The 25,005-nt window shown below is 38.3% G+C and carries 24 protein-coding genes and 1 pseudogene; 24 read left to right on the plus strand and 1 reads right to left on the minus strand.

The window, feature by feature from the left end; genetic code table 11:
* The first annotated feature begins 26 nt into the window (after nucleotides 1–26).
* Nucleotides 27–680 carry a DUF975 family protein gene (locus ILT06_RS22455; protein ID WP_098111045.1) on the plus strand — a complete coding sequence of 218 codons (654 nt, stop codon included), beginning with the start codon at nucleotides 27–29 and terminating at the stop codon, nucleotides 678–680.
* A 16-nt stretch (nucleotides 681–696) separates the two neighbouring features.
* Here the strand turns inward: ILT06_RS22455 and ILT06_RS22460 are convergent, their stop codons facing one another.
* Nucleotides 697–3,426 carry a putative bifunctional diguanylate cyclase/phosphodiesterase gene (locus ILT06_RS22460; protein WP_149173783.1) on the minus strand — a complete coding sequence of 910 codons (2,730 nt, stop codon included), beginning with the start codon at nucleotides 3,424–3,426 and terminating at the stop codon, nucleotides 697–699.
* Nucleotides 3,427–3,715: 289 nt separating this feature from the next.
* On the opposite strand from ILT06_RS22460, the gene nuoA reads away from it, so the two are divergent.
* The 23 genes and pseudogenes from nuoA to mreB all read left to right on the plus strand — a co-directional run bounded on the left by nuoA (nucleotide 3,716) and on the right by mreB (nucleotide 24,539).
* Complete coding sequence (nuoA, locus tag ILT06_RS22465) at nucleotides 3,716–4,084, plus strand: NADH-quinone oxidoreductase subunit NuoA (RefSeq protein ID WP_000179273.1); 369 nt, start codon at nucleotides 3,716–3,718, stop codon at nucleotides 4,082–4,084.
* Nucleotides 4,075–4,593 carry an NADH-quinone oxidoreductase subunit NuoB gene (gene nuoB / locus ILT06_RS22470; RefSeq protein WP_000236331.1) on the plus strand — a complete coding sequence of 173 codons (519 nt, stop codon included), beginning with the start codon at nucleotides 4,075–4,077 and terminating at the stop codon, nucleotides 4,591–4,593. The genes nuoA and nuoB overlap by 10 nt, the downstream gene beginning before the upstream one ends.
* Nucleotides 4,590–5,744: an NADH-quinone oxidoreductase subunit C gene (locus ILT06_RS22475; RefSeq protein WP_222655560.1), complete on the plus strand. Its 1,155-nt coding sequence runs from the start codon at nucleotides 4,590–4,592 to the stop codon at nucleotides 5,742–5,744. The genes nuoB and ILT06_RS22475 overlap by 4 nt, the downstream gene beginning before the upstream one ends.
* 3 nt (nucleotides 5,745–5,747) lie before the next feature.
* A complete protein-coding gene (nuoD, locus tag ILT06_RS22480; RefSeq protein ID WP_098101694.1) occupies nucleotides 5,748–6,848 on the plus strand; it encodes an NADH-quinone oxidoreductase subunit NuoD in 1,101 nt (366 codons plus the stop codon).
* Nucleotides 6,848–7,849: an NADH-quinone oxidoreductase subunit NuoH gene (nuoH, locus tag ILT06_RS22485; protein WP_000573437.1), complete on the plus strand. Its 1,002-nt coding sequence runs from the start codon at nucleotides 6,848–6,850 to the stop codon at nucleotides 7,847–7,849. Before nuoD ends, nuoH begins: the two co-directional genes overlap by 1 nt.
* Nucleotides 7,850–7,874: 25 nt before the next feature.
* A complete protein-coding gene (gene nuoI, locus ILT06_RS22490; RefSeq protein WP_000677191.1) occupies nucleotides 7,875–8,294 on the plus strand; it encodes an NADH-quinone oxidoreductase subunit NuoI in 420 nt (139 codons plus the stop codon).
* Nucleotides 8,291–8,815, plus strand: a complete 525-nt coding sequence (locus ILT06_RS22495; RefSeq protein WP_064476115.1) for an NADH-quinone oxidoreductase subunit J — start codon at nucleotides 8,291–8,293, stop codon at nucleotides 8,813–8,815. The genes nuoI and ILT06_RS22495 overlap by 4 nt, the downstream gene beginning before the upstream one ends.
* On the plus strand, nucleotides 8,808–9,122 hold the full coding sequence (nuoK, locus tag ILT06_RS22500; RefSeq protein ID WP_000100078.1) for an NADH-quinone oxidoreductase subunit NuoK: 315 nt from the start codon (nucleotides 8,808–8,810) through the stop codon (nucleotides 9,120–9,122). The genes ILT06_RS22495 and nuoK overlap by 8 nt, the downstream gene beginning before the upstream one ends.
* A 29-nt stretch (nucleotides 9,123–9,151) precedes the next feature.
* On the plus strand, nucleotides 9,152–11,014 hold the full coding sequence (gene nuoL, locus ILT06_RS22505) for an NADH-quinone oxidoreductase subunit L (protein ID WP_222655561.1): 1,863 nt from the start codon (nucleotides 9,152–9,154) through the stop codon (nucleotides 11,012–11,014).
* Complete coding sequence (locus ILT06_RS22510) at nucleotides 11,011–12,513, plus strand: NADH-quinone oxidoreductase subunit M (protein ID WP_222655562.1); 1,503 nt, start codon at nucleotides 11,011–11,013, stop codon at nucleotides 12,511–12,513. Before nuoL ends, ILT06_RS22510 begins: the two co-directional genes overlap by 4 nt.
* Nucleotides 12,514–12,520: 7 nt before the next feature.
* Nucleotides 12,521–14,035, plus strand: coding sequence for an NADH-quinone oxidoreductase subunit NuoN (gene nuoN / locus ILT06_RS22515; protein ID WP_327940812.1), 1,515 nt, complete (start codon nucleotides 12,521–12,523; stop codon nucleotides 14,033–14,035).
* Between the two features lie 212 nt (nucleotides 14,036–14,247).
* Entirely contained in the window at nucleotides 14,248–14,484 is a 237-nt protein-coding gene (locus ILT06_RS22520; RefSeq protein ID WP_000940744.1) for a DUF1146 family protein, read from the plus strand.
* Nucleotides 14,485–14,535: 51 nt separating this feature from the next.
* Nucleotides 14,536–15,240, plus strand: coding sequence for a YwmB family TATA-box binding protein (locus ILT06_RS22525; protein WP_370458093.1), 705 nt, complete (start codon nucleotides 14,536–14,538; stop codon nucleotides 15,238–15,240).
* Between the two features lie 39 nt (nucleotides 15,241–15,279).
* Nucleotides 15,280–16,584, plus strand: a complete 1,305-nt coding sequence (gene murA / locus ILT06_RS22530; RefSeq protein ID WP_000411269.1) for a UDP-N-acetylglucosamine 1-carboxyvinyltransferase — start codon at nucleotides 15,280–15,282, stop codon at nucleotides 16,582–16,584.
* 265 nt (nucleotides 16,585–16,849) lie between these two features.
* Nucleotides 16,850–17,869, plus strand: coding sequence for a stage II sporulation protein D (gene spoIID, locus ILT06_RS22535; protein ID WP_222655564.1), 1,020 nt, complete (start codon nucleotides 16,850–16,852; stop codon nucleotides 17,867–17,869).
* A gap of 108 nt (nucleotides 17,870–17,977) precedes the next feature.
* Nucleotides 17,978–18,454: pseudogene (locus ILT06_RS22540) on the plus strand (AMP-binding enzyme); the annotation flags it as partial.
* Between the two features lie 116 nt (nucleotides 18,455–18,570).
* Nucleotides 18,571–19,578: a LytTR family transcriptional regulator DNA-binding domain-containing protein gene (locus ILT06_RS22545; protein ID WP_064476121.1), complete on the plus strand. Its 1,008-nt coding sequence runs from the start codon at nucleotides 18,571–18,573 to the stop codon at nucleotides 19,576–19,578.
* A gap of 180 nt (nucleotides 19,579–19,758) precedes the next feature.
* Nucleotides 19,759–20,601: an ABC transporter ATP-binding protein gene (locus tag ILT06_RS22550; protein WP_064476122.1), complete on the plus strand. Its 843-nt coding sequence runs from the start codon at nucleotides 19,759–19,761 to the stop codon at nucleotides 20,599–20,601.
* Nucleotides 20,601–21,305, plus strand: a complete 705-nt coding sequence (locus tag ILT06_RS22555; RefSeq protein WP_000144455.1) for an ABC transporter permease — start codon at nucleotides 20,601–20,603, stop codon at nucleotides 21,303–21,305. Before ILT06_RS22550 ends, ILT06_RS22555 begins: the two co-directional genes overlap by 1 nt.
* Before the next feature lie 162 nt (nucleotides 21,306–21,467).
* Nucleotides 21,468–22,373, plus strand: a complete 906-nt coding sequence (gene spoIIQ / locus ILT06_RS22560; protein ID WP_088047747.1) for a stage II sporulation protein SpoIIQ — start codon at nucleotides 21,468–21,470, stop codon at nucleotides 22,371–22,373.
* A gap of 288 nt (nucleotides 22,374–22,661) precedes the next feature.
* Nucleotides 22,662–22,796: a hypothetical protein gene (locus ILT06_RS22565; RefSeq protein ID WP_000008903.1), complete on the plus strand. Its 135-nt coding sequence runs from the start codon at nucleotides 22,662–22,664 to the stop codon at nucleotides 22,794–22,796.
* A 307-nt stretch (nucleotides 22,797–23,103) separates the two neighbouring features.
* Nucleotides 23,104–23,376, plus strand: coding sequence for a sporulation transcriptional regulator SpoIIID (gene spoIIID, locus ILT06_RS22570; RefSeq protein WP_000544012.1), 273 nt, complete (start codon nucleotides 23,104–23,106; stop codon nucleotides 23,374–23,376).
* Nucleotides 23,377–23,537: 161 nt separating this feature from the next.
* Nucleotides 23,538–24,539, plus strand: a complete 1,002-nt coding sequence (gene mreB / locus ILT06_RS22575) for a rod shape-determining protein (protein WP_000457990.1) — start codon at nucleotides 23,538–23,540, stop codon at nucleotides 24,537–24,539.
* Nucleotides 24,540–25,005 lie beyond the last annotated feature (466 nt).

Raw genomic sequence — 25,005 nt, forward strand, 5'->3', positions numbered from 1 at the left:
GAGTTATTACGTATAGGAGGAAGAATATGATTAGTGATTTAAAAGGAGAAGCGTTAGATTCATTAGAAGGGAAATGGGGATTAGCTGTCGGGGCAACATTACTGATTTCGATTCTTATTTCAGCTTTTAGTTTTAGTATTGATTTCATTTTCTCTCAATTTTGGGATTGGAAAGAAGTAAATAACTCACTTTCAATAGACGTTATTACAATATTGATGGTAGGTCCATTAACGCTAGGTGGTTATTATTTAGCTCTGCATATCATTCGTGAAAAAGAAGCGCGTATTGGGCATATATTCAGATGGTTTACAGAAGGAAGTAAGTTTATAAAGTCATTTTTATTATATATAGTAGTGAACATTTATATCTTCTTATGGTTTTTACTATTTATTATTCCAGGCATTATTAAATCATTTTCTTATGCGATGACGTACTTTATAATAAATGATCATCCTGAGTATTCCATAAATCAAGCTATTACAGAAAGCCGTCGTATGATGGATGGACATAAGATGGAGTATTTCATTTTATGTTTAAGTTTTATTGGTTGGTTTATATTAAGTTGTATTACACTCGGGATTGGATTCTTATGGCTAATTCCATATTTTTATACGACGTCAGCAGCCTTTTATGAAGAAATTGCAGAGGAGTATTACGAGAAAACAATTCCCACACTATAAAAACACCCAGTATGAGCTATTGGTTCATACTGGGTGTTTTTTGTAGAAATTTTATTAATTGATGACTCGTAAGTGGTTTACTGAAATAGTAGCCTTGCATATATTTACAGTTGTTCTTTTGTAGAAACTTAAGTTGTTTTTCTGTTTCAATTCCTTCAGCAACGACAGAAAGGTTTAAAGTATTTGCAAGGGAAAGGATAGTGGAAACGATAGCTCTTTCCTCAGGTCGATGATCGGCTAGTTGTGTAAATTCTCTCGGTACTTTTAATGTATCGATAGGGAAAATTGATAAGTAAGCGAGAGAAGAATAGCCGGTACCGAAGTCATCAATGGACGTTTGAATACCATATTCCTTTAATTGTTTTAGTCTTGATAATGTTTCTTTTTCATCAATCATTGCAATGCGTTCTGTTAACTCAAGTATTACATGCTTTGGATCGACTTTAATGTCTGTTAGTATTTGTGAAATGTTCTTGATTAAATTCTCTTGCTGGAACTCTTTTGCGGATAAGTTCACACTTATTTTTAAATCTGTGTAGCCGAAAGTATGCCATATTTTTAACTGGCGACAGGATTCTTTTAATACCCAATGACCGAGTGGAACGACTTGTGGCGTCTCTTCTACAATTGGAATGAACTCACATGGCGGAATGTCACCTAGGAGTGGGTGTTTCCAACGTATTAATGCTTCAGCACCAATAATCTTTTTCGTCGTAATATCAACTTGTGGTTGATAGACGAGATAAAACTCTTCGTTTACTAAAGCGAGTGGTAAATCTTTTTCAATTCGAGCTTTTCGTTCCATTTTTTTATACAATTCTTTCGTGTACAGAGAGCTACCGTTTTTTCCTTTGTTCTTTGCTTCGTACATGGCCATATCAGCATGCTGTAAAATAGACAATGGATCTTCACCTGCTTCAGGATATATTGCAATCCCGATGCTCGGTGAGATTTGTAAATGTTGATTTTCGATTTCGAATGGTTCGTTCATGGCTGCTACAATCGTATCAGCCATTTTTTTTACATCGGGTCTTTTTTTATAATTTTCGATAAGGATTGTGAACTCATCTCCAGCTAGCCGGGCAAGCTTCATACTTGGTGTCGATAGTCTTTCGAGTCTTTTTGCTACTGCAATTAATAGAAGGTCTCCTACCCTATGACCGAGGGTATCATTAATAACCTTAAAGCGGTCTAGGTCGAGAAACATAACAGCAAAAGGCCTTTTTGATATTTCGGATCGAGCAATTGCTTGTTCTACATATTGATGAAATGAACGGCGATTTGCAAGCTCTGTTAAAGTATCATGGTATGCCAGAAAATTAATTTGTTCTTGTTGTTGTTTGCTTTCCGTAATATCTTTAATCATTAAATAAACCCCAGAAATATGATTCTTTAAAAAGATAGGAACAGCTGTAACATGCAAGTAGTAAATATCTCTATTTTTATGATATGCCCGTATTTCTAAAGAAATAGATTTCCCCTTTTTTACGCTATGAAAGGCATTAATGATTTCTTCCAAATCTTCTTCATACGTAAGTGAATAGTAAGGTTGATTTAATAATTCATTCGTTTGATAACCGAGCAAAGTAGTACCAGCGTTATTCACTTTGAGAAAATTACCGTACAAATCTAAGGTGAAGATTGGATCTGGATGATGCTCATATAAAGATTTAAACATCTGTTGGTTATGATATAGTTCATTTTTTTGTTCTACTAAATCTTCTGTACGTAGTTCAATTTGTTTTTCGAGTTCCGAGTTGAATTGCATTTGGGCTAGTAATAATATTTTATTTTGTCTTCGAACTAAACTATGGCGTATGAGAACGAAGGAGAAAGTTATTATAAGCCCGATTACTACAATCGGTGCAAAAACATATTCAACTAATATAAAAACAATAAGCATTACTACAGAAATATAAGGTAATGATAATCTGATTGATTCCCCAAGTTTAGGGGTTAATAGTACTTGCTCTTGTTTTTCAGGTTCTTTTGTATGCAGAATACAGGCAATTGCTACTAGTACTAAAGTTACTTGATAGAGAGGAGTAACTGTAAACATAGAATACTCTGGTGTGAAGTATTTGATATAAGCATAAATCGCATCTGTAGTAGCATACAAAATTAAAGCAATGCCAAGAAGCGCACCAACTTTTTTTGATAATAAGGATAATGGCTTGAATAACAGATTGATTCCTATGAGAAGAAAGAGCAAATCGGCCATTGGATAGGTAAGTTGAACAAATATGTCGATATAGGATGTTGAAGAAATGTGAATGGTTCGTTCAATAAGTAAGTAATAACTTAAAGTAAATTGGGCTGTAACAATAATACAAATATCACATATCATAAAAAGCTTTTCTAATAAATCGCGATTATAGATGATTTCATATAGAAAGGCAAATGCAAAGCTAATTAAAAAAAGTAGGTAAAAAAAGTCAGACGGATCAACGAATGTATAGTAATCCTTTAAAATTAAACGTTGATAGGCAACGACTAAATCACCAATGAAATAAGAGAGGGTTCCAACACATAATATGGTCCAAAATAAACGAGGTAACCCTTCTTTCCTATTTGAAAAATAAAGTATATAACTACAAGCGATAATATCAATGAATAAGGTACTCATTCCAATTAATATTTGAAAAGGAAATGAGTATTCATATAGAAAAGGCATTGCCACGTAATGAATCGCTATAGACAACAATATAATGCTTATAAGAATACTTACATGTGTTTGTTTTTTCATTTATCTCACCCACGGTATATACATATAAATTCCTCTTTTTATTTTTTATTGTTTCTTGAAAAACATATATAATTTCTATACTTATTTTGCACAGGTATAGCGAGTTATAAAAATAGATTTTAATAATTCTCGTTTCTGTCCCCAACATATCGACATAGGAATTTGAAGTTTGCTATAATGATTAAAATAGTTGCATTATTTAGAAAAATTTAAAAATAATAATTACTGCAACTAGGACATATTGTTTACTAAGTGAACTTGTTCTTAATTCAGGGGGGAGGGTTTCACAATGGCAAGTGTATATGAAAATAGTTATATGATCGTTTTGATTTTCTTGCTATTAGGTATATTGCTGCCGGTAGTGGCTCTTACATTAGGAAGGATGCTGCGTCCAAACAAACCAAGTGCAGCGAAAGCGACGACGTATGAGAGTGGGATTGAGCCTTTTCATGATGCAAATATTCGGTTTCATGCTCGTTATTATATTTTTGCTTTATTGTTTGTCATCTTTGATGTAGAAACTTTATTTTTATATCCATGGGCTGTTGCATATGACAAGCTCGGTTTATTTGCACTGATTGAAATGCTCATCTTTGTTGTAATGTTGCTAGTTGGATTAGCGTATGCTTGGAAAAAGAAGGTGTTACAATGGTTATAAATTTTGAGGAATTACATCCAAATGAACGAGCGGAATTAGAACGAAATATCTTTTTTTCTACATTGGAGCAGTTGAAAGGATGGGCACGGAGCAATTCTTTATGGCCGATGACATTCGGACTAGCATGCTGTGCAATTGAAATGATGGGAGTAGGTTCATCACATTACGATTTAGATCGATTTGGGTCATTTTTTCGGACTTCACCAAGGCAATCGGACGTTATGATTGTGTCGGGAACGGTAACGAAGAAGATGGCTCCTATTGTTCGGCGCTTATACGATCAAATGCCTGAACCAAAGTGGGTGATTGCAATGGGATCTTGTGCGACAGCAGGTGGCCCATATGTAAATTCATATGCTGTTGTGAAAGGTGTGGATCAAATTGTACCAGTTGACGTGTATATTCCTGGCTGCCCACCAAATCCCGCCGCTTTAATTTATGGAATTAATAAATTGAAAGAAAAAATTCGTTACGAGGCAAAGACAGGAAAGCAGGTGACGAATAAATGAGTGATCCAAATAAAGACCTAGAGGATTTGAAAAGAGAAGCGGCTAGGCGTGCGAAAGAAGAGGCGAGAAAGCGTCTCGTTGTGAAACATGATGCGGAAATAAGGAAACTTGAGGAAGAAGATCAAGAAAAAGAGAAAGCGCTACCAAAAAATGATGGTATGACTGTGGAAGAAGCAAAACGACGTGCAGCCGCGGCAAAAGCAAAAGCGGCAGCGTTAGCGAAGCAAAAAAGAGAAGGAATAGAAGAAATACCGGAAGAAGAAAAGGCGAAAGCGAAGGCAGCAGCCGCGGCAAAAGCAAAAGCGGCAGCGTTAGCGAAGCAAAAAAGAGAAGGAATAGAAGAAATACCGGAAGAAGAAAAGGCGAAAGCGAAAGCGAAGGCAGCAGCCGCGGCAAAAGCAAAAGCAGCGGCATTAGCGAAGCAGAAAAGAGAAGGAACCGAAGAAGTAACGGAAGAGGACAAGGCTAAGGCGAAAGCAAAGGCCGTGGCAGCAGCAAAGGCAAAGGCAGCGGCTCTAGCGAAGCAGAAGGCCTCGCAAGGTGATGGGGAATCGGGAGATGAAAAGGCGAAGGCAATTGCAGCAGCGAAGGCGAAAGCGGCTGCGGCAGCAAGGGCGAAGACAAAGGGCGCTGAAGGTAAAGCGGAAGAGGAGCCGAAGCAGGAAGAGTCATCCGTGAATCAGCCGTATTTAAATCAGTATGTTGAAGTTATTAAGGGGAGAATAGGAGAGGATACATTAGTAGATTCCTATATTAATAAACTTTCAAAAGATGTACCAACTCTTGTGGCGGAGCCCTCAAAATATTATGAAGTAATGGAGTTACTGCGATTCCATGAGGGACTTGCTTTTGATTATATGTCAGAGCTACATGCGACGGATTTTGTGACACATATGGAAGTATATGTTCATTTATTTTCATATGGAAAGAAACAGTCAGTAGCGGTGAAGGTAAAGCTGGATAGGGAAGAGCCGCAAGTAGAATCGGTGACAGCGCTTTGGAAAGGAGCGGACTGGCCAGAGCGAGAAGCATATGATTTGCTCGGCATTGTATTTAAGGGACATCCGAATTTATCACGTATTTTAATGCCGGATGATTGGATAGGGTATCCGCTTAGGAAAGATTATGAACCGTATGATGTGGAGGTGTAGCTTATGATCCGTACGGAAGAAATGCTTTTGAATGTAGGGCCTCAGCATCCGAGTACGCATGGTGTATTCAGGCTTGTTATTAAGATTGACGGGGAAATTATTAAAGAAGCTACACCAGTTATTGGATATTTGCATCGCGGGACCGAAAAGATTGCCGAGAGCTTACAGTATACACAAATTATCCCTTATACAGATCGAATGGACTATTTATCGGCCATGACGAATAATTACGTCATTTGCCATGCTGTAGAGACGATGATGGGGCTTGAAATCCCGGAGCGGGCCGAATACTTACGAGTGCTTGCAATGGAGCTTGGAAGGATTGCAAGCCACCTCGTTTGGTGGGGGACAAATCTTCTTGATATAGGAGCGGTCAGCCCGTTTTTGTACGCGTTTCGTGAACGAGAGATGATTATAAATTTATTAAACGAATTATGCGGTGCCCGGCTTACTTTTAACTATATGAGAGTCGGGGGTGTAAAGTGGGATGCGCCGGACGGTTGGATTGAAAAAGTGGAAGAGTTTGTTCCGTATATGAGAGAGCAATTAGCAGGTTATCATGATCTCGTTAGCGGTAATGAGATTTTCTTAAATCGTGTAAAAGGCGTTGGTATATATAACGCGGAAGAAGCGATTTCGTATTCTTTAAGCGGAGCGAATTTGCGGTGTACCGGAGTAAACTGGGATCTTCGCAAGGATGAACCGTACTCCATTTATGATCGTTTTGATTTCGATATTCCTGTTGGGAGTGTGGGAGATGCTTGGGATCGTTACGTTTGCCGCATGCAAGAGATTGAGGAGTCATTAAAAATTGTTGAGCAAGCTGTCCAGCAGTTTCCAAAAGACGGAGCTGTGCTAGCAAAAGTACCGAAAATCATTAAGGCGCCTAAAGGGGAAGCGTTCGTCCGTATAGAATCGCCGCGAGGAGAGATTGGTTGCTATATTGCTAGTGATGGAAAGAAAGAGCCGTACCGCTTGAAGTTTCGCAGGCCGTCTTTTTACAATTTGCAAATTTTACCGAAGTTATTGAAAGGTGAAAACATCGCCAATTTAATTACGATTTTAGGTGGAGTTGATATTGTACTTGGGGAGGTTGATGGCTAATGATTGAAACGCTCTTACAATCACCTTCAAGCTGGACGAATTTCTTCATTTTTTTCGGATTAGCGGTGCTTCTATTATTTGCAGTCCTTGGCTTCGTTACATATGGTATTTTGGCAGAACGGAAAGTGATGGGTTTTATGCAAGGGCGGATTGGTCCAAACCAAGTTGGGGGCCGGTTCGGCTTACTACAAACGGTAGCTGATGTTTTAAAACTATTACTGAAAGAAGATAGTATTCCGAAAGCGGCAGATAAACCGTTGTTTATATTAGCGCCTGTTATTGCATTCGCACCGGCATTTATGGTGCTTGCAGTCATCCCGTTTACTGATAAATTTCAGTTCGCGGATATTGGCGTAGGCTTACTGTATTACATTGCTGTTTCTGGCATTACGACGATTGGTGTCGTAACTGGAGGATGGGCATCAAATAATAAATATTCCCTTTTAGGAGGGATGCGTGCGGCGGCGCAAATGATTTCTTATGAAATTCCGCTCGTAATGAGTGTAATTGGCGTCGTTTTGTTAGCTGGTAGCCTGAATTTAAATGAAATTGTAGCGGCGCAGGAGAATGTTTGGTACATTTTCGTGCAGCCAATCGGTTTCGTCGTTTTCTTAATCGCGGCGGTAGCAGAGTTAAATAGGACGCCGTTTGATTTACCAGAAGCAGAATCGGAACTTGTTTCTGGATATCATACGGAATACTCAGGGTTTCGATGGGCGTTTTTCATGCTTTCAGAGTACGTATATTTCTTCGGAATGGCATCTTTAATTACAGTGCTCTTTTTAGGCGGATGGAATCCAGTTATGTTCCTTGGATTTATCCCAGGAGCTGTATGGTTTGCTTTGAAATTTAGCAGTGTAGTCTTTCTATTAATTTGGTTCCGCGTTACGTTCCCGCGTATAAGAGGTGACCAGTTAATGGAGTTTGGCTGGAAAGTATTATTGCCAATTGCACTTGCAAATATTTTCTTAACGGCATTGATTAAGGAGTTGTTCTTCTAATCTATGAGGGGGGTGCCAGTAAGAGATGAAAGGACTATTTAAAGGATTAAAATATACATTAAGCAATTTGAGTAAGAAGAAGGTGACTTATGATTATCCGAATCAACCGTTGCCGCTGCCGGACCGCTTTCGAGGTATTCAAAAGTTTTATCCGGAAAAGTGTATTGTTTGTAATCAGTGCTCCAACATTTGTCCGACAGACTGTATTCAGTTAACGGGAAAAAAACATCCGGATCCTACGAAAAAAGGAAAAATTATCGACACGTACGACATTAATTTTGAAATTTGTATTCTGTGTGATTTATGTACAGAAGTTTGTCCGACAGAGGCGATTGTTATGACAAATAACTTTGAACTCGCGGAATATTCACGTGATGATTTATTTAAAAATTTGCAGTGGCTTGACGAAAACGACGAAAACGTCAGGAAGGAGAATAAAGCATGAATGGCGAGTTTGTAGCATTCTTTATACTATCCTTGTCTGCAATTATCGGCGGTATTCTTATGTTGAACTTAACGAAAGTCATGCATATGATGCTAGCTCTCGTTCTGACATTTCTTAGTATCGCAGGTTTGTACTTTCTTTTATCGGCCGAATTTATCGGAGTTGCACAAATTTTACTTTACTCCGGTGCGATCACAATTATTATGATTTTTGGCATTATGTTAACACAACATAACGCAGAAAATGAATCGCGTCTTACTCTTCGAAAATGGATTATCTTCTTTGCGGTTGTAGCATTTGGGGCAGTTATGTATTTCGCTGTTAACAATATTGATTTTGCAAATGAAAGCACACAAGGAAGTTTACCTCTCCATGAAAAAAACACACTTCAAATCGGTACACTTCTCTATTCGAAATATATTATTCCATTTGAGTTAACCTCAGTTATTTTACTTGTAGCACTTGTTGGCGCGATTATACTTGCGAAGAAGGATGAGAAAGAGGAGGATTCCAATGAGTAGCGTTCCAGCTTCTGCATATTTAACGCTTGCGATTATTTTGTTTTGCATCGGTTTGTTTGGAGCTTTAACGAAGCGAAATACAGTGATTGTATTAGTTTGTATTGAATTAATGCTTAACGCGGCCAATTTGAATTTAGTAGCGTTTAGTAAATTAGGTTTGTTCCCAAATTTAACAGGGCAAATTTTCTCTCTATTTACGATGGCTGTAGCAGCAGCGGAGGCGGCGGTAGGACTCGCCATTTTAATTGCTTTGTATCGTAATCGTACGACGGTTCATGTAGATGAAATGGATACGCTCAAAGGATAACATTGTGACCGAAAAGGGGGAAGGAAACAATGATCGATTATGCATGGCTCATACCGCTTTTCCCGCTTGTTTCGTTTTTTTTATTACTTATATTCGGGAAGAAAATTAGAGAAGGAAGCAGTGTACTTAGTATTTTCCTCGTCTTTCTCTCCTTTATATTTGCCGTACTTGTATTAATAGAAAGATTTTCAGAAGCAAGCGTGAAGCATAAGTGGGTATGGCTTAGAACGGGAGATATTGATATAACATTTGGCTTTGAAGTGACTGCATTAGGGGCTTTAATGCTGTTTATCGTTACACTTGTGAGTTTACTTGTACATGTGTATTCGAAAGGTTATATGAAAGGTGAGGAAAGATTACCAACCTTTTATGCCTATTTAGGGCTCTTTACATTTGCGATGCTCGGGCTCGTTATATCCCCGAATTTATTACAGCTTTATATATTTTGGGAGTTAGTCGGCCTTGGTTCATTTTTACTCATCGGTTTTTATTTCTTTAAAGAAGAAGCGAAGGCTGCTGCGAAAAAGGCTTTTATTATGACTCGTATTGGAGATGTCGGTTTATTTATTGGGATGATCTTAATTTTCTGGCATGCAGGTAGTTTTGAATATGACGCAATATTTAGGGCGATTCATACGGGGGATCTTACCCCTACGATGATTACAATAACAGCGATATTAATTTTTATCGGTGCGATGGGGAAGTCAGGTCAGTTCCCGCTTCATACGTGGTTACCAGATGCGATGGAAGGGCCGACGCCTGTTTCGGCACTTATTCATGCGGCGACGATGGTCGCAGCTGGCGTATATTTAGTGGCGACGATGTTCCCGCTATTTTCAGCAAGTGCGGTGGCGATGCAGACGGTGGCAATCGTTGGAGCCTTCACTGCAATCTTTGCGGCTTCCATAGGTCTTGTACAAACGGATATAAAGAGAGTGCTTGCTTATTCTACAGTGAGCCAGCTTGGGTATATGATGCTTGCGTTAGGATCTGCCGGTTATGTAGCTGGTGTTTTCCATTTAACGACACACGCCTTTTTTAAAGCGCTACTATTTTTGGCGGCAGGAAGTGTCATTCATGCAGTGCATATGCAAGACATTAATAAAATGGGTGGTTTACAGAAGAAGATGAAAGTAACGGGTGCACTATTTTTAATCGGTACACTTGCAATTAGTGGGGTTCCGCTCCTTTCAGGTTTCTTTAGTAAAGATGAAATTTTAGCGGTGACTTGGATGAATGGCAATTACGTTTTATTCATATTAGCAGTAATTGCAGCGTTCTTAACAGCATTCTACATGTTCCGGCTATACTTCCTTGTCTTTACTGGGGAAGCCAAGACGAAGGGAGATGTGCAGGAATCGCCCCGCATTATGACGTATCCGATGATCGTCCTTGGCGTTCTCGCGGTAGTGGCGGGTTATATGAATACACCATGGTTTGGGACATTCCTCGGGGATTGGCTTACGAAAGATGTAGCATTTAAAACGCGAGAGGCACACGGACCAGTTTGGATTATGATCGTAGCGACTATCGTTTCATTTGCTGGGATTGCTCTTGCATATTTCATATATGGCAAGAAATCTATTTCTAGAGATTGGGCTGGTGGTGATGGAACACCTCTTTATAACCTTTTGAAAGAAAAATATTATGTGGATGAACTATACAATATGACGGTGCTCCCTATTACGAAGGGAGTCGCCCATGTGCTTCGCTTATTTGAGGTGTATGTAGTCGAAGGAATTGCCATTTTAATAGGGAGTCTAATTAAAGGGATAAGCGGACTCGGTTCTAGACTCCAAAACGGAAATGTACAAGTGTACGGCACTGTAACAGTTGTTTCGCTTGCAGTACTCGTCATTATTTTGCTCTATACGGGAGGGGATTTACGATGAATGATTTGTTATTAACGTTCTTCATTTTTTCCCCGCTTTTAGGAATTCTCTTACTTGTATTAACACCGAAAAAAGAATCGCGTACAGTGCGAGCGCTTGGTTTATTTGGAACGGCGCTTCCATTTGGAATCGCTATCGTTCTCGCTTGTACATATGCTTCTGGAAAGAGTTTATCGCTATTTGATGAAAAAGTGAAATGGATTAAATTTGGGGATCTTGCAGCGGTGGATAAAAGATGGTTTTCCATTTATTACGAGCTCGGCATTGATGGTTTATCGCTCGTTATGATGGCGCTGACAGCCCTTCTAGCGATGCTTGCAGCAATTGCGGCATTTACTATTAAAAGAAACTTGAAAGCCTTTTATATGCTGCTACTCATGTTAGAAATAGGGATGCTCGGCGTCTTCGCTGCTCAAAATTTAATGTTGTTCTTTATCTTCTTTGAAATTACGTTGCCACCAATGTTTTTATTAATTGGGAAGTGGGGGAAATTGTCGAGTGAAAAAGCTGCTTATAGTTATTTAATATATAACGGTATTGGCTCCGCCATTTTGCTCATCGTTTTCTCGGTTTTATTTGCGAAAACAGGTACAACAAATATTACAGAGCTTAAAGAAATATTAACGAGTGTAGGTGCTGGGGGAGGAATGGCTGTCTCAAGTAGTTTACAGTTCGGCTTGTTTCTTGCCATAATGATTGCTTTTGCGATTAAACTACCCGTTTTCCCGTTACATCGCTGGATGGTCAATGTGCATATTGAAGCGCATCCGGCTGTAGTTATGCTTCATGCGGGCGTTTTACTGAAGATTGGGGCATACGGTATGATTCGTTTCGGAAAGGGGCTATTCCCGGAATACTTTCGCGAGTTTGCAACGCTCATTGCGATTTTAGGAGTCATTAATTTATTGTACGGAGCCTTCTTAGCGCTCATCCAAACGGACTTCCGGAAGGTACTTGCTTACTCTAGTATTTCGCATATGGGCATTGTATTAATGGGCCTTGCGGCGTTAAATGCACCAGGTACACAAGGGGCACTATTCCAAGTTGTCTCTCACGGTTTAATTGCAGCCTTACTCTTCTTCTTACTGGGCGTTATAGAACAGCGCTTTGGAACGTCGGATATTACAGCGCTTGGCGGACTCGCAAAAAGTGTCCCGGTACTTAGCGGATTCTTCTTAGCAGGAGGAATGGCATCGCTTGGATTACCAGGAATGTCTGGATTTGTTAGCGAGTTTCTTGCCTTTCTCGGTTTATTCCAAGGGGAGCCAATCATTGCTACAGTCGGTGTACTTGGCATCATTTTAACCGCTGTATACGTATTGAGAGCGACACTTCAAGTAACATTTGGTAAGAAAGAGTGGGAGGCGAAAGCTGATATACACGGATGGGAGTATGTCCCTATATTGCTACTTATCTTCTGCATTATTGCAATTGGAGTAATGCCAGAAATACTAGGGGATCCGCTTCAAAATACATTGAAAACATTGGGGGTGAAGTAGGATGGATATGAATACGTTACTTAGCTTATCATGGCATCTCATGGTGCCAGAATTCATTATTCTCGGAGCTGCCATCCTTCTTTCCATATGTGATTTGTTTTTTAAGTTGAACCATAGATATGTAGCGCTTAGTGCAATCGCCGCCGTCATATTAGCAATTGTCTCATTAATTACGCTATATGGTGAACCGACAGGAGATATTTTAAACGGATCGTTTGTGTTAGATGGGTTTTCAAAAGGGTTCAAAACGTTGTTGTTAGGCGGAGCGGCCCTCATCTTATGCACCGCAATGAGCGATGATAAGAAGAATCCAATTGAAGATAAGGGAGAATATTATTACTTATTTTTAATGGCACTTCTTGGGGCTATGTTTATGGCTTCTAGTGTCGACTTCATTACACTTTTCATCGGTTTAGAATTGCTTTCACTTTCTTCATATATTTTAGTAGGAATACGAAAAAAGAACCGTGCATCAAACGAGGCGGCCATGAAATATGTCATTAATGGAGGAATTGGAACGGCAATTACGCTCTTTGGAATGAGTTATTTATACGGTATTACAGGATCAACTAATATCGTGGATATGCAAAAAGTATTCACAGGGGAGCTTGCTGGTGGTATTCAGTTATTGTTAGCTCTCGCATTTCTACTCCTGCTCGTTGGACTCTCATTTAAAATTGCGACAGTACCGTTTCATATGTGGGCACCAGATGTGTATGAGGGAGCGGCTACGCCTGTTACTGCTTTTCTCGGGACGATTTCTAAAATTGCAGGGTTCTTACTAATTACTCGTCTGTTTCTCATGGTTTTTGCAAGTGTATCGGTGCAAGGAGACATGCAATCTTTATACGGACGTATGAGCATATACATTGTAGTACTAGCGAGTATTACGATGATTATTGGAAACGTAGTAGCGTTAAAGCAATATAACGTAAAACGTCTATTTGCCTATTCGGGAATCGCACATGCGGGGTATTTACTCGTTCCGCTTGTAGCATTATCACCATTTACGATGGATAGCATGTGGTTTTACATGCTTGCGTATATGCTTATGAATATAGGCGCGTTTGCAATTATCCACGGCTTAATCTTACAAAGCGACAAAGAAAACATTACCATTTTCACCGGATTATATAAGCGGTCGCCATTTACAGCGATAGTGATGACGATTTTTATATTATCGTTGGCCGGGATACCAGGAACAGCTGGTTTCATCGGGAAAATTAACATCTTTTTAGGTGCACTGCATGTAGAGCCAGCTCATTACGTACTAGCTTCTATTATGATGGGGACGACAGTCATCTCATTCGTATATTATTTCCGTATTTTACAGCAAATGTTTTTCTGGACGGGAGAAGTGGAAGAGAAAATTCGTTTGCCATTGAATATAAAGGTTGTTATGAGCCTTTGTGCAATTGCGATTGTAATACTAGGGATTATGCCGATGATTGGATACAATTTCTTTTATGAATATTTTCCATTAATGAAGGATTTCTTCTTCTTAGGGAACGTGGTACAATAGTGAAAATAAAAGGTGTGGAGTTGTTACTCTGCGCTTTTTATTTTGTGTGAATTACAATTGAAAATGCATGTAGGTATATGTTTTTTGAGAGCAAATTATGATGTGAAATGTAAGATGCTTATTTGTATTTGAAAAAGTGTGGCTCCTACTTATTATGGTATCGTTTTTATAGTATTTCGTAAGTAGTAGCTGGGTAAAAAGGGGTCGATTTTTTGGCACATCTTTTAGGGCAACAAGCACTGATTGCCATTGTTTCGCATTTATTGTTTATTACCATTACATGGTGGGCCTTACAAGGTGTTCACATTGAGCGTTTAATGAAGTCTGGAAAGGTGATGCAGACGCGAGTGTTACTCATCCTAATTACAATTGCAATTGGGACATCTGTAAGTAACTTTTTCCTTGATTATTTAGGCTATTCAAAGAGTTTAACGTATTTAGTAAAGTAAGTGTATAGAACCTCATATCTCCGTTAACAATGGGGATAGGAGGGGATGAAATTGAAGCTTAAAGCCATTCTTATTGTTGTGATAAGTGTTGTTTTATTTTTGGTTGGATATAGAGAGATGAAACCGATCAGCGATGAACAGAAAATGGAGAGCATGATTGCAACTTTAGAGAAAAATGATGCTAAAGTAGAGAAGTGGTCATGGTTAGCGCGAGAAACAAAAACAATTTCTAATATACATACGTTTCAAAAGTTGTTAAACGATGTGAAGGACAAGGCGAATGTTCAAAAGTGGGAATTAGAGCAATCTCCAGATGGATATAAAGCTACATCCTATAAAAAATTTTCTTCTTATGAAGAACGAGTAGTAGTAACATGGAGTAAGGAAAATACTAAAGAAAACACTTTCATTATTTTTGAAGTAAGCGGGGCGAAATGGGACCCGAAGTACATTCAGAAAACAAATAAAATTTTTAGTGAAAAACCTATAATTTACACTTGTGTTCAAGGTGTACTGAATGATAAGATTGAAGGTGTTTTGCAAAATAAAACCAATCAGGTTTTGAAAGATCTTTCAGCAAGAGCGATCGAACAGATAGAAGAAAGAGCATTTGTGTCAGTCTCCGCATACAATAAAAAGTGGGATGACGCTCTTTCAACAAATAGAGAGAAAATAAATGTGCAAATAGCAATACGTTCTACAGACAACAAAGATACAATTGTGGTTGGCACACCGATCATAACTTCTGAGTATTGAGTGAATAGATACTGAAAAAAGGACACGGAGGGGAATAATTTGGAAAAGATCATCGTCCGTGGCGGAAAGCGGTTAAACGGCACAGTGCGTGTTGAGGGCGCAAAAAATGCTGTATTACCTATAATCGCTGCAGCCCTATTAGCGAGTGATGGAAAGAATGTACTATCTGAAGTACCAGTTTTGTCTGATGTATACACAATTAATGAGGTATTACGTCATTTAAATGCTGAAGTCGTATTTGAAAATAACCAAGTAACAATCGATGCTTCTAAAGAACTAAACATTGAAGCACCATTTGAATATGTACGTAAAATGCGTGCATCTGTTCAAGTAATGGGACCATTACTTGCACGTAACGGTCGTGCTCGTATTGCACTTCCTGGTGGATGTGCAATTGGTTCACGTCCAATTGACCAACATTTAAAAGGCTTCGAAGCAATGGGAGCAAAAGTACAGGTTGGTAATGGTTTTGTTGAGGCATACGTTGAGGGAGAACTAAAAGGAGCTAAAATTTATTTAGACTTCCCAAGCGTGGGCGCGACAGAAAACATTATGTCTGCAGCTACATTAGCAAAAGGGACAACAATCCTTGAAAACGCAGCGAAAGAACCAGAAATCGTTGACTTAGCTAACTTCTTAAATGCAATGGGAGCGAAAGTACGCGGAGCTGGAACTGGAACGATTCGTATCGAAGGCGTTGATAAATTATATGGTGGAAACCACTCTATTATTCCTGACCGTATTGAAGCGGGAACATTCATGGTTGCAGCGGCAATTACTGGTGGAGACATCTTAATTGAAAATGCTGTACCTGAACATTTACGCTCAATTACAGCGAAAATGGAAGAAATGGGTGTTAAAGTTATTGAGGAAAATGAAGGTGTACGTGTTATCGGCCCAGATAAGTTAAAAGCGGTTGATATTAAAACTATGCCTCACCCAGGTTTCCCAACAGACATGCAATCACAAATGATGGCATTATTACTACAAGCTGATGGAACAAGTATGATTACAGAAACGGTATTCGAAAACCGCTTTATGCACGTTGAAGAATTCCGTCGTATGAATGCTGATATTAAAATTGAAGGTCGTTCTGTTATTATGAACGGTCCAAACAGCTTACAAGGTGCTGAAGTAGGCGCAACTGACTTACGTGCTGCTGCTGCATTAATCTTAGCTGGTTTAGTATCTGAAGGTTACACTCGTGTAACTGAGTTAAAGCATCTTGACCGTGGTTATGTAGATTTCCATAAGAAATTAGCTGCATTAGGTGCAACTATTGAACGTGTAAACGAAAAAGTAGAAGAAGTGAAAGAACAAGAAGTTTCTGATCTTCACGCTTAATTGAAATAGTCTCTACGTCTTTTGACGTAGGGGCTATTTTTTTGGGTTATTACTGTTATAGTCAATAAATTCTATACTTATGCACGTACCAGTAAAAATATTTAGAAAATTTTTGTTTTATCCTGCGTTAACTGCCCGTAAACATTCGATTGGTGCGGCTAATTAAAGTTCCACTTTATATGGTTCCCCTTCAGTATGTTCTAAAAGAAAGAGTTGTTCCATAAGAATGAATGGAGTAAAGCTTTTGGATATTGGGGGAAATAAGATGAAATTTTCAAAGCCACTTTTTATCACAGTAGCGCTTCTAATAGCGCTCGTTATCATTGTACCTGCTGCTCTTGTTATTCCGTTTGCGAAAGCAAAAGTAGGGGAAGAAGCAGCTTCTAAAACTCCTCCAGCGATAGATAGTATACCAGCTCCAGGGAAAGTGGATACAGCGATTCAAGTTGCTGTATATCGTGATCAGCAAAAGAAGGTAGAAACATTACCTATGGAGGAGTATGTGACCGGTGTAGTAGCTTCTGAGATGAATGCCAGTTTTGAAATAGAGGCGCTAAAGGCGCAGGCATTAGCAGCGAGAACATTTGTGGTGCAGCGTATGCTAAGCGGAGGAAAGAAAAACAATGCGGACGTGACCGATACGGTGAAAGATCAAGTGTACAAAAGCAAAGAAGAATTGAAGAAACAATGGGGTAATAACTATGAAAATAATTTGAAGAAAATCGAAGAAGCCGTTTCGAAAACCGCAGGACAAGTTTTAACATACGATGGAAAACCAATCTCAGCATCCTTCTTCTCAACGAGTAATGGCCGGACAGAAAATGCGGCTGATTATTGGGGAAATGATTATCCGTACTTAAAGAGCGTAGATAGTCCGTGGGATCAAGCCTCTCCAAAATTTACGAGCGAGCAAACTTTTACAGTAGCTGACTTTCAAAAACGTCTTGGTGTGAAGGTGTTGGCAGACGGGAAGGTTGGAAATATTAAAGATCTTACGGAAGGAAAGCGAGTAAAAGATGTAGCATTTCAAGGGAAAACATTAACAGGAAAGCAAGTTCGTGAAAAGCTAGATTTACGCTCTTCTGACTTCACGTGGAAACAAGAGGGGGATAAAATCGTCGTTACAACGAAGGGATTCGGTCACGGCGTTGGCATGAGCCAATACGGAGCAAATGGCATGGCAGCGGAAGGTAAGAAATATACAGATATCGTTGCTCATTATTATAAGGGTGTCGAAATAAAGTCGATGAATGATTATGAAGGAAAGTTAATGGTGAAGAAGTAGGGGGAAAAGAGACCGTTCCAAGAGATATATTGGGACGGTTTTCTTTTGTTAGTGGATAGGTTCCTTGTCGAATCGTTGATATATTAAAAAAATCGTCAATGTTCAGCGATGACAGAACTCTGTTTAAAGGGCCCATGGATCGCTGGAAGCTATTATAAGGATGAACGTACAGAAGAATCAATGAAAGACGGTTGGCTCTATACAGGAGACATTGTCACGGTTGATTCGGAAGGATGTATTAAGATTGCTGATTGTACGAAAGACTGAATTAAAAGTGGAGGCGAATGGATTTCTTCCGTAGATTTAGAAAATGCCTTAATGTCGCACGATAAAGTGTTAAAAGCATCTGTTGTAGCGGTGCCGCATGAAAAATGGCAAGAACGTCCCGTTGCTTGCGTCGTATTAAAAAAGGGACAAGCAGTAGAAAGAGAAGAACTGTACGCTTTACTAGAAGTAGAATTTCCGAAATGGTGGATGCCAGATGATATTTTATTTGTAAATCAAATTCCGAAAACATCTGTAGGGAAGTTTTTAAAGAGAGCACTACGTGATCAGCTCGAGACTTATATGGTAGAACAAAACTAGAGAAGAAGGCTATCCTTTCATTTGGATAGTCTTCTTTTTATGGTGCTTCATAAAATATCAAAAATTTCCATTAATTGTTTGGTATAATGTGATAAAAAGCATTTGGGGGAGACAGAATGGCGTTATTGGAGTTGAGACAATTAGGGAAGACGAACCAGTTACCAGCAGTTGAACTGAAGGTTGAGCAAGGACAATGTGTTGTTTTGCAATGTAATAACCATACAGCTAAAGTGTTGCACCGCATTATTATTGGTGAGGAAGAAGCTTCAACTGGCAACGTGCTATTTGAGGGAGAAGCGATTGGAAAGAAAAATTATTCTCGCATCGGCTTTTGTTTTTTGAAAGATGAAGCATACGACCGTTTGAAGGTAAAGGAATACTTCAAGTTTTTAATAGGACTTTATGAATCAAATATGAGCACGGAAGAAGTAGTACAATATGTCGGGCTCTTAGATAAATTAAACGTTAAAATAGAAAAACTATCATTTTCAGAGAAACGTCGCCTTCATATTGGGCGAGTTATGGTTCATAATCCAGATTTAGTTATTTTGGAAGAGCCAGAACAAAATGTAGATACAGAGAGTACGATTATTATTCGAAAAGCAATTATGAAAATGAAAGAGCAAGGAAAGGCCATTTTTATTACGTCATCGTTTCTATCGGACGCTCTTTCGTTAACAGAAGATGTATACATATTAAACAATGCTGGTGTGAAAAAAGTAGAAATCGAAAAAGAGGAAGTAGAAGAAGTTGATGAAGAAAAAGTCGTTCAAATGATTCCGCAAATGAAGTTAGAAAGAATACCAGCGAAAGTGAACGATAAAATCATTTTATTAGACCCGATGGAAATCCATTTCATTGAAACGCAAAACGGAGTGACACATATTCATGTGCGCGAAGGTGATTTCGTATGTGCATTAACATTAAGTGAACTAGAAGCGAGATTAACAGGATTCGGGTTCTTTAGATGTCATCGCTCGTACCTTGTGAATTTACAAAGAGTACGAGAAGTGATTACGTGGACTCGTAATAGTTTTAGTTTAATTTTGGATGACGAAAGAAAAAGTTCAATTCCGCTTTCAAAAGGACGAATGGATGAATTAAAAGGTGTGATTGGGCTATAAAAATTGCTCCAATAAGCTTAAAATACGATTCATTCACTGGTAAAAATACTCCTTTTACTGGTATTTTACTGCGTAACCCCTTTGTTTTTCATATGATTGAGTCAAGAAAAGCGAAACAAACAAACGAAAAGCGCTAAAGCGACTTTCATCTATAAAAAGAAAAACAAAGGGGATGACGGGATGACATTGGCAATTGAAATGAAAGATGTAATGAAAAGTTTCAACGAAAAAACGGCACTTCGAAATGTAAATATTGAGGTGAAGCAAGGAGAGATTTTCGGATTCCTTGGACCAAGTGGATCTGGAAAAACGACAACAGTAAAGATTTTAACTTCTCAATTACTCCATAGTGTTGGAACGGTAAAGGTATTAGGAAAAGATATTACAGGCCCAAGCAGCATCGATTATAAACGAATTGGTATTTTAACAGACAACAGCGGTTTATATGAAAGACTTAGCATTTATGATAACTTACTATTATTTTGTGACTTATACGATTGTAAAAAAGAACGAATTGATGAAGTGCTAGCGCAAGTGAATTTATTAGATGATAAAAAAACACCAGTAAAGAAACTATCAAAAGGAATGAAGCAGCGCGTTACATTAGCTAGAGCAATCCTTCATAAACCAGATATCCTCTTCTTAGATGAACCAACATCCGCACTCGATCCAGTAAACGTACAAAACATTCATAAAATCTTAAAAGACTTAAATAAAGAAGGAACGACGATTTTCTTAACGACTCACAATATGAACGAAGCAGAGACGCTTTGTAACCGCATCGCCTTTCTATGCGGCGGAGAAATTGTAGCGCTTGATACACCAGAAAACCTTCGTCTACAATACGCGAAAGATCAAATACAAGTTGTATTAAAAGATAAGCAAAAAGAAGTCGTGCAAAAAGATGAATTAGGTGCAAAACGTATTTCAGAATGGATGAAAAAAGGTGAATTACTATCCATTCATTCACACGAACCAACGCTAGGCGATATCTTTATTGAAGTTACTGGGAGGGGACTATAATGACATTTTCAATGAGACGTGTATCAGCTATTTTTAGAAAAGAAGTACAGGATTTTAAGACAAATTCACAAGTTTTGTTAATGGCATCTTTACCAATTATATTTGCATTTATATTTAGCCGATTTGGAGAAGGACAGGCAGGAGTTGGCATTATTACTTTAATGTCCTTTCTATTTGTAGCAGGGTTTGTTCAATCAATGGTAATTGCAGAAGAGAAAGAAAAACATACGTTACGTGTGTTAATGCTATCACCAGCTTCTTCTGTTGAAGTTCTTCTTGGGAAAAGTATATTAACAGCATGTTTAACGTTGGGCATTTCCATTGTAAACTTATTCATTTTAGATCAATTAAGTGGCAATCTCTTATTGTTAGCATTTATTTTCTTATGTGGAACAATTCTATTCATTTTAATTGGAACAGTGATTGGATTATTAGCTGAGTCTGTCCCGCAAACATCACTAATTGGAATGCCAATATTAATGACGATGTATTTAGCTGTACAATTTGAGCCAATGGTTGAAAATAAAGTAATTAAGACGATGATTAGTTATCTTCCAACATCTCATCTTGAAAAAGCGATTAAAAGCTTAGTGGATGGTGCTGGGTTTAGTAGTATTAGTGGGCATATGCTAAATGTTGGAGTGTGGCTCGTTATTTCACTTATTGCATGTTTAATCGTATATAAAAAGAAACAATTGGACTAAAAACTGAGCGGAAAGTGCTCAGTTTTTTCTTTTTTCTATCATTTCCTCGGAAATTTTACAATTCCTATACATATTTTTACATATTTTGTCGAAAAGTAATTAGTTATACGTTGTATAGGATACGTGAATATTGTTCAAAATGATTGCTGAGGTGATGATGGAATGCGAGGAAGAAATAATAAAAAGTCGCAAAAGGTAGTACATTTATTTCAAAAAAGATGGGTGTTTCCGGCACTATACATTGCATGTGCAGCGGTAATTTTAATGGTTGCGCTATGGTTCCAAGGAGCTAATCCGAAGAAGACTCCGAACCAAGATCAAGCGACACCGTATACACAATCGGAAGATCCAGCAGTACCAGTAACGAAATCTTCAGAAGTAGTGAAAATGCCAGCTGCCGCTAATGCGGAAGTAGTCGTGCAGAAGAAATTCTATGAAGATGCAGCAACTGAGGCGGAACAAGAAAAAGCACTTGTCTTTTATAACAACACATATTCCCCAAATAAAGGAATCGACATTGCTGCGAAGAATGGAAAAGAATTCAATGTAGCTGCTGCTTTAAGCGGTACAGTAACGAAAGCTGAAAAAGATTCACTTCTTGGTTATGTTGTAACAGTTGATAGTGGAAATGGTGTAGCAGCTTCTTATCAAAGCTTAGGTAGTGTGAAAGTAGAAAAAGGTGCACGAGTTGTACAAGGTGAAGTATTAGGAACATCCGGTCTAAGTGCAATGAATAAAGAAGCAGGTTCTCACGTTCACTTTGAAGTACGTAAAGACAATGTGGCTGTGAACCCTGAGCGCTACTTAAATAAGTCAGTAGCAGAAATTAAAGCTGATGCAGGTGCTGCAAAAGCAACGAATGCTTCTGGTAAAAAGGCTGATGACAAATCTCAAAAAGAAGAGAAGTCAACGAGCACGAAACCAGAAAGTAAAACAGAAGATAAGTCTCAAAAAGAAGAAAAATCAACAAGCGGTTCGACTAGTGACAAAAAAGAAGAGCCGAAGAAAGAAGAAAAATCAACAAATGGTTCTACAGAATCATCTAACAGTTCTTCTTCACAAGAATAAGAAAGTGAAAAAATCAGTTCTCACTAGGAGAGCTGATTTTTTTACTTTTACCCCGCATTAACGGGCAGTAAGACCCCTACTTCAAAATTCAGTGAAAGCTAAGAAGTTAGGCCTGGGGTCAACTGCCCGTAAAAGCCCGATTGGTGAAGGCTAATAATCAGTGGGAAATGGCGCTCACTGATTAAAGTTTCACTTTATATAAAAATACTCAATTTCGAGAAAAAAGTTGCAATAACAAGGAAAAATGACGAGATTCTCGAATATATATTAAAAAAAGGAGGGGATACTGTGTCATTTTTATTTGTTCTGTCGACTGCTATTATTTTATTGTTTGTTTTATTCACTTTATATTATTATATTGCCGGTAAGAAAGAGGTTCCCCACCATCAATTGTTAGAAGAAGAGTTGGAACGAGAAGAATGACACCTTATATACAAGGTGTCATTTTTTTCGCCAAAATAGTCACTGTTAACGTATTTCTCACAAAAAAACGTAATTTTTCTTAACTTAGTCCGCAAAAATAGTGAACATGTAGCATATATCAGTAGTGCGGGCAATACAATGGTATAAACCAAAGCAAAGAGAGTGTTTGAGGTGAGAAATCGTGAATCATTTCATTATAAATCCAAGAATGTTTAACGCTTACAAACAGCACTCACACTTACTTCTTAGTCGTATGCAGCGAGGCTCATTTCACACTTCTCACATCCAATTTAGGGAGGCGAGTGGTGTGCACGATTACATCAAAGAGAGAACTATCAAGATTGGTAAGTATATCGTGGAGACAAGAAAGACAGTGCGTGTCATTGCAAAAGAATTTGGGGTATCAAAGAGTACAGTCCATAAAGATTTAACGGAACGTCTACCAGAAATTAATCCAGAGCTCGCAAATGAAGTAAAAGAAATTCTTGATTATCATAAGTCTATTCGTCATTTAAGAGGCGGAGAAGCAACAAAGCAAAAGTATAGAAAAGAAGATGTAGAAAAGCCGGTCCGTCAATAAATATGCGATCGCAAACATTCCGTTTCAATTCGGTAATATTTTTCAGAAGAATTCTTTTTGCGAATATTACGTTTCTGTTAAATTTATGATAAAATCAGAAATTAGGTGTAAAAGAATTCGGGTGTAACCTGATTTTGAATATCGAGGAGGAAATGACGGGAATGTTTGCGCGAGATATCGGAATTGACCTAGGTACGGCTAATGTATTAATTCATGTTAAAGGCAAAGGTATTGTATTAAATGAGCCATCTGTTGTGGCAATTGATCGTAACACAGGTAAAGTATTAGCAGTAGGTGAAGAAGCAAGAAGTATGGTGGGACGTACACCTGGTAATATTGTAGCAATTCGTCCGCTTAAAGATGGTGTAATCGCAGATTTCGAAATTACAGAAGCAATGTTAAAGTATTTCATTAACAAATTGGACGTAAAGAGCTTCTTTTCAAAACCTCGCATTTTAATTTGCTGTCCAACAAATATCACATCTGTAGAACAAAAAGCAATTCGTGAGGCTGCTGAACGTTCAGGTGGTAAAACAGTATTTTTAGAAGAAGAACCAAAAGTAGCCGCAGTTGGTGCTGGTATGGAAATCTTCCAACCAAGCGGTAACATGGTTGTTGATATTGGTGGAGGTACAACAGATATCGCTGTACTATCTATGGGTGATATTGTTACCTCTTCCTCTATCAAAATGGCTGGCGATAAGTTTGACATGGAGATCTTAAACTACGTTAAACGTAAGTATAAGCTATTAATTGGAGAACGTACTTCAGAAAATATTAAAATTAAAGTTGGTACAGTATTCCCAGGTGCGCGTAGCGAAGAGCTTGAAATTCGCGGACGTGACATGGTAACGGGCTTACCACGTACAATTACAGTATGCTCTGAAGAAATTACAGAAGCACTAAAAGAAGACGCGGCTATCATTGTACAAGCTGCAAAAGGCGTACTAGAGCGCACGCCACCAGAACTATCTGCGGACATTATCGACCGCGGTGTTATTCTAACAGGTGGTGGAGCTTTACTACACGGTATCGACATGCTTCTAGCAGAAGAACTAAAAGTACCAGTATTAATTGCTGAAAACCCAATGCAATGTGTTGCGGTTGGTACAGGTATTATGTTAGAGAATATCGATAAATTACCAAAGCGTGCTTTACGATAAAGTGAAACTTTAATAAGTGGGGGCATCCCCCACTTATTATTAGCTCGCAAAAGGCGGGGAAGATGAGAAGAACTACGGTGTTAACCGTAGTTCTTTTTTGTTTTTTTATTCTTTCATTTTTTTATTTTATTTTGATTTATTGAGAAAATAGAAGAAAAATAAAGAAAAATGAAGAAAACAGGTGAAATATTCATATATATGGTTAAATTTAATATTTCCTTATTTGAAAACGTTTATAATATAATGAGTCGAATACGACATTAAGGCAAATCATGTTTCAGTACATATTGCCTTTCCCTAATTTGGGCATACACTCTTTTCTACCTCCGTGTCAGTTGCTGGAATATGCAGCTATTTTAAGAGAATAGAGTGTGTGCATTTTTTTATATATAAAGCGGAAAAGATAGTAAAGTTATACTTTATAATGACAAACAATAAACAAAATGGGATAATAAACAATATGTCC

This window comes from Bacillus sp. 17RED48 (assembly GCF_019837545.1).
GTDB classification, from domain to species: domain Bacteria; phylum Bacillota; class Bacilli; order Bacillales; family Bacillaceae_G; genus Bacillus_A; species Bacillus_A wiedmannii.

Excerpts from the sequence above, each read along its gene's own strand:
- ILT06_RS22455 (WP_098111045.1), top strand. The coding sequence starts at position 27 with ATGATTAGTGATTTAAAAGGAGAAGCGTTAGATTCATTAGAAGGGAAA.
- ILT06_RS22460 (WP_149173783.1), bottom strand. The coding sequence starts at position 3,426 with ATGAAAAAACAAACACATGTAAGTATTCTTATAAGCATTATATTGTTG.
- nuoA (WP_000179273.1), top strand. The coding sequence starts at position 3,716 with ATGGCAAGTGTATATGAAAATAGTTATATGATCGTTTTGATTTTCTTG.
- nuoB (WP_000236331.1), top strand. The coding sequence starts at position 4,075 with ATGGTTATAAATTTTGAGGAATTACATCCAAATGAACGAGCGGAATTA.
- ILT06_RS22475 (WP_222655560.1), top strand. The coding sequence starts at position 4,590 with ATGAGTGATCCAAATAAAGACCTAGAGGATTTGAAAAGAGAAGCGGCT.
- nuoD (WP_098101694.1), top strand. The coding sequence starts at position 5,748 with ATGATCCGTACGGAAGAAATGCTTTTGAATGTAGGGCCTCAGCATCCG.
- nuoH (WP_000573437.1), top strand. The coding sequence starts at position 6,848 with ATGATTGAAACGCTCTTACAATCACCTTCAAGCTGGACGAATTTCTTC.
- nuoI (WP_000677191.1), top strand. The coding sequence starts at position 7,875 with ATGAAAGGACTATTTAAAGGATTAAAATATACATTAAGCAATTTGAGT.
- ILT06_RS22495 (WP_064476115.1), top strand. The coding sequence starts at position 8,291 with ATGAATGGCGAGTTTGTAGCATTCTTTATACTATCCTTGTCTGCAATT.
- nuoK (WP_000100078.1), top strand. The coding sequence starts at position 8,808 with ATGAGTAGCGTTCCAGCTTCTGCATATTTAACGCTTGCGATTATTTTG.
- nuoL (WP_222655561.1), top strand. The coding sequence starts at position 9,152 with ATGATCGATTATGCATGGCTCATACCGCTTTTCCCGCTTGTTTCGTTT.
- ILT06_RS22510 (WP_222655562.1), top strand. The coding sequence starts at position 11,011 with ATGAATGATTTGTTATTAACGTTCTTCATTTTTTCCCCGCTTTTAGGA.
- nuoN (WP_327940812.1), top strand. The coding sequence starts at position 12,521 with ATGAATACGTTACTTAGCTTATCATGGCATCTCATGGTGCCAGAATTC.
- spoIID (WP_222655564.1), top strand. The coding sequence starts at position 16,850 with ATGAAATTTTCAAAGCCACTTTTTATCACAGTAGCGCTTCTAATAGCG.
- ILT06_RS22545 (WP_064476121.1), top strand. The coding sequence starts at position 18,571 with ATGGCGTTATTGGAGTTGAGACAATTAGGGAAGACGAACCAGTTACCA.
- ILT06_RS22550 (WP_064476122.1), top strand. The coding sequence starts at position 19,759 with ATGACATTGGCAATTGAAATGAAAGATGTAATGAAAAGTTTCAACGAA.
- ILT06_RS22555 (WP_000144455.1), top strand. The coding sequence starts at position 20,601 with ATGACATTTTCAATGAGACGTGTATCAGCTATTTTTAGAAAAGAAGTA.
- spoIIQ (WP_088047747.1), top strand. The coding sequence starts at position 21,468 with ATGCGAGGAAGAAATAATAAAAAGTCGCAAAAGGTAGTACATTTATTT.
- mreB (WP_000457990.1), top strand. The coding sequence starts at position 23,538 with ATGTTTGCGCGAGATATCGGAATTGACCTAGGTACGGCTAATGTATTA.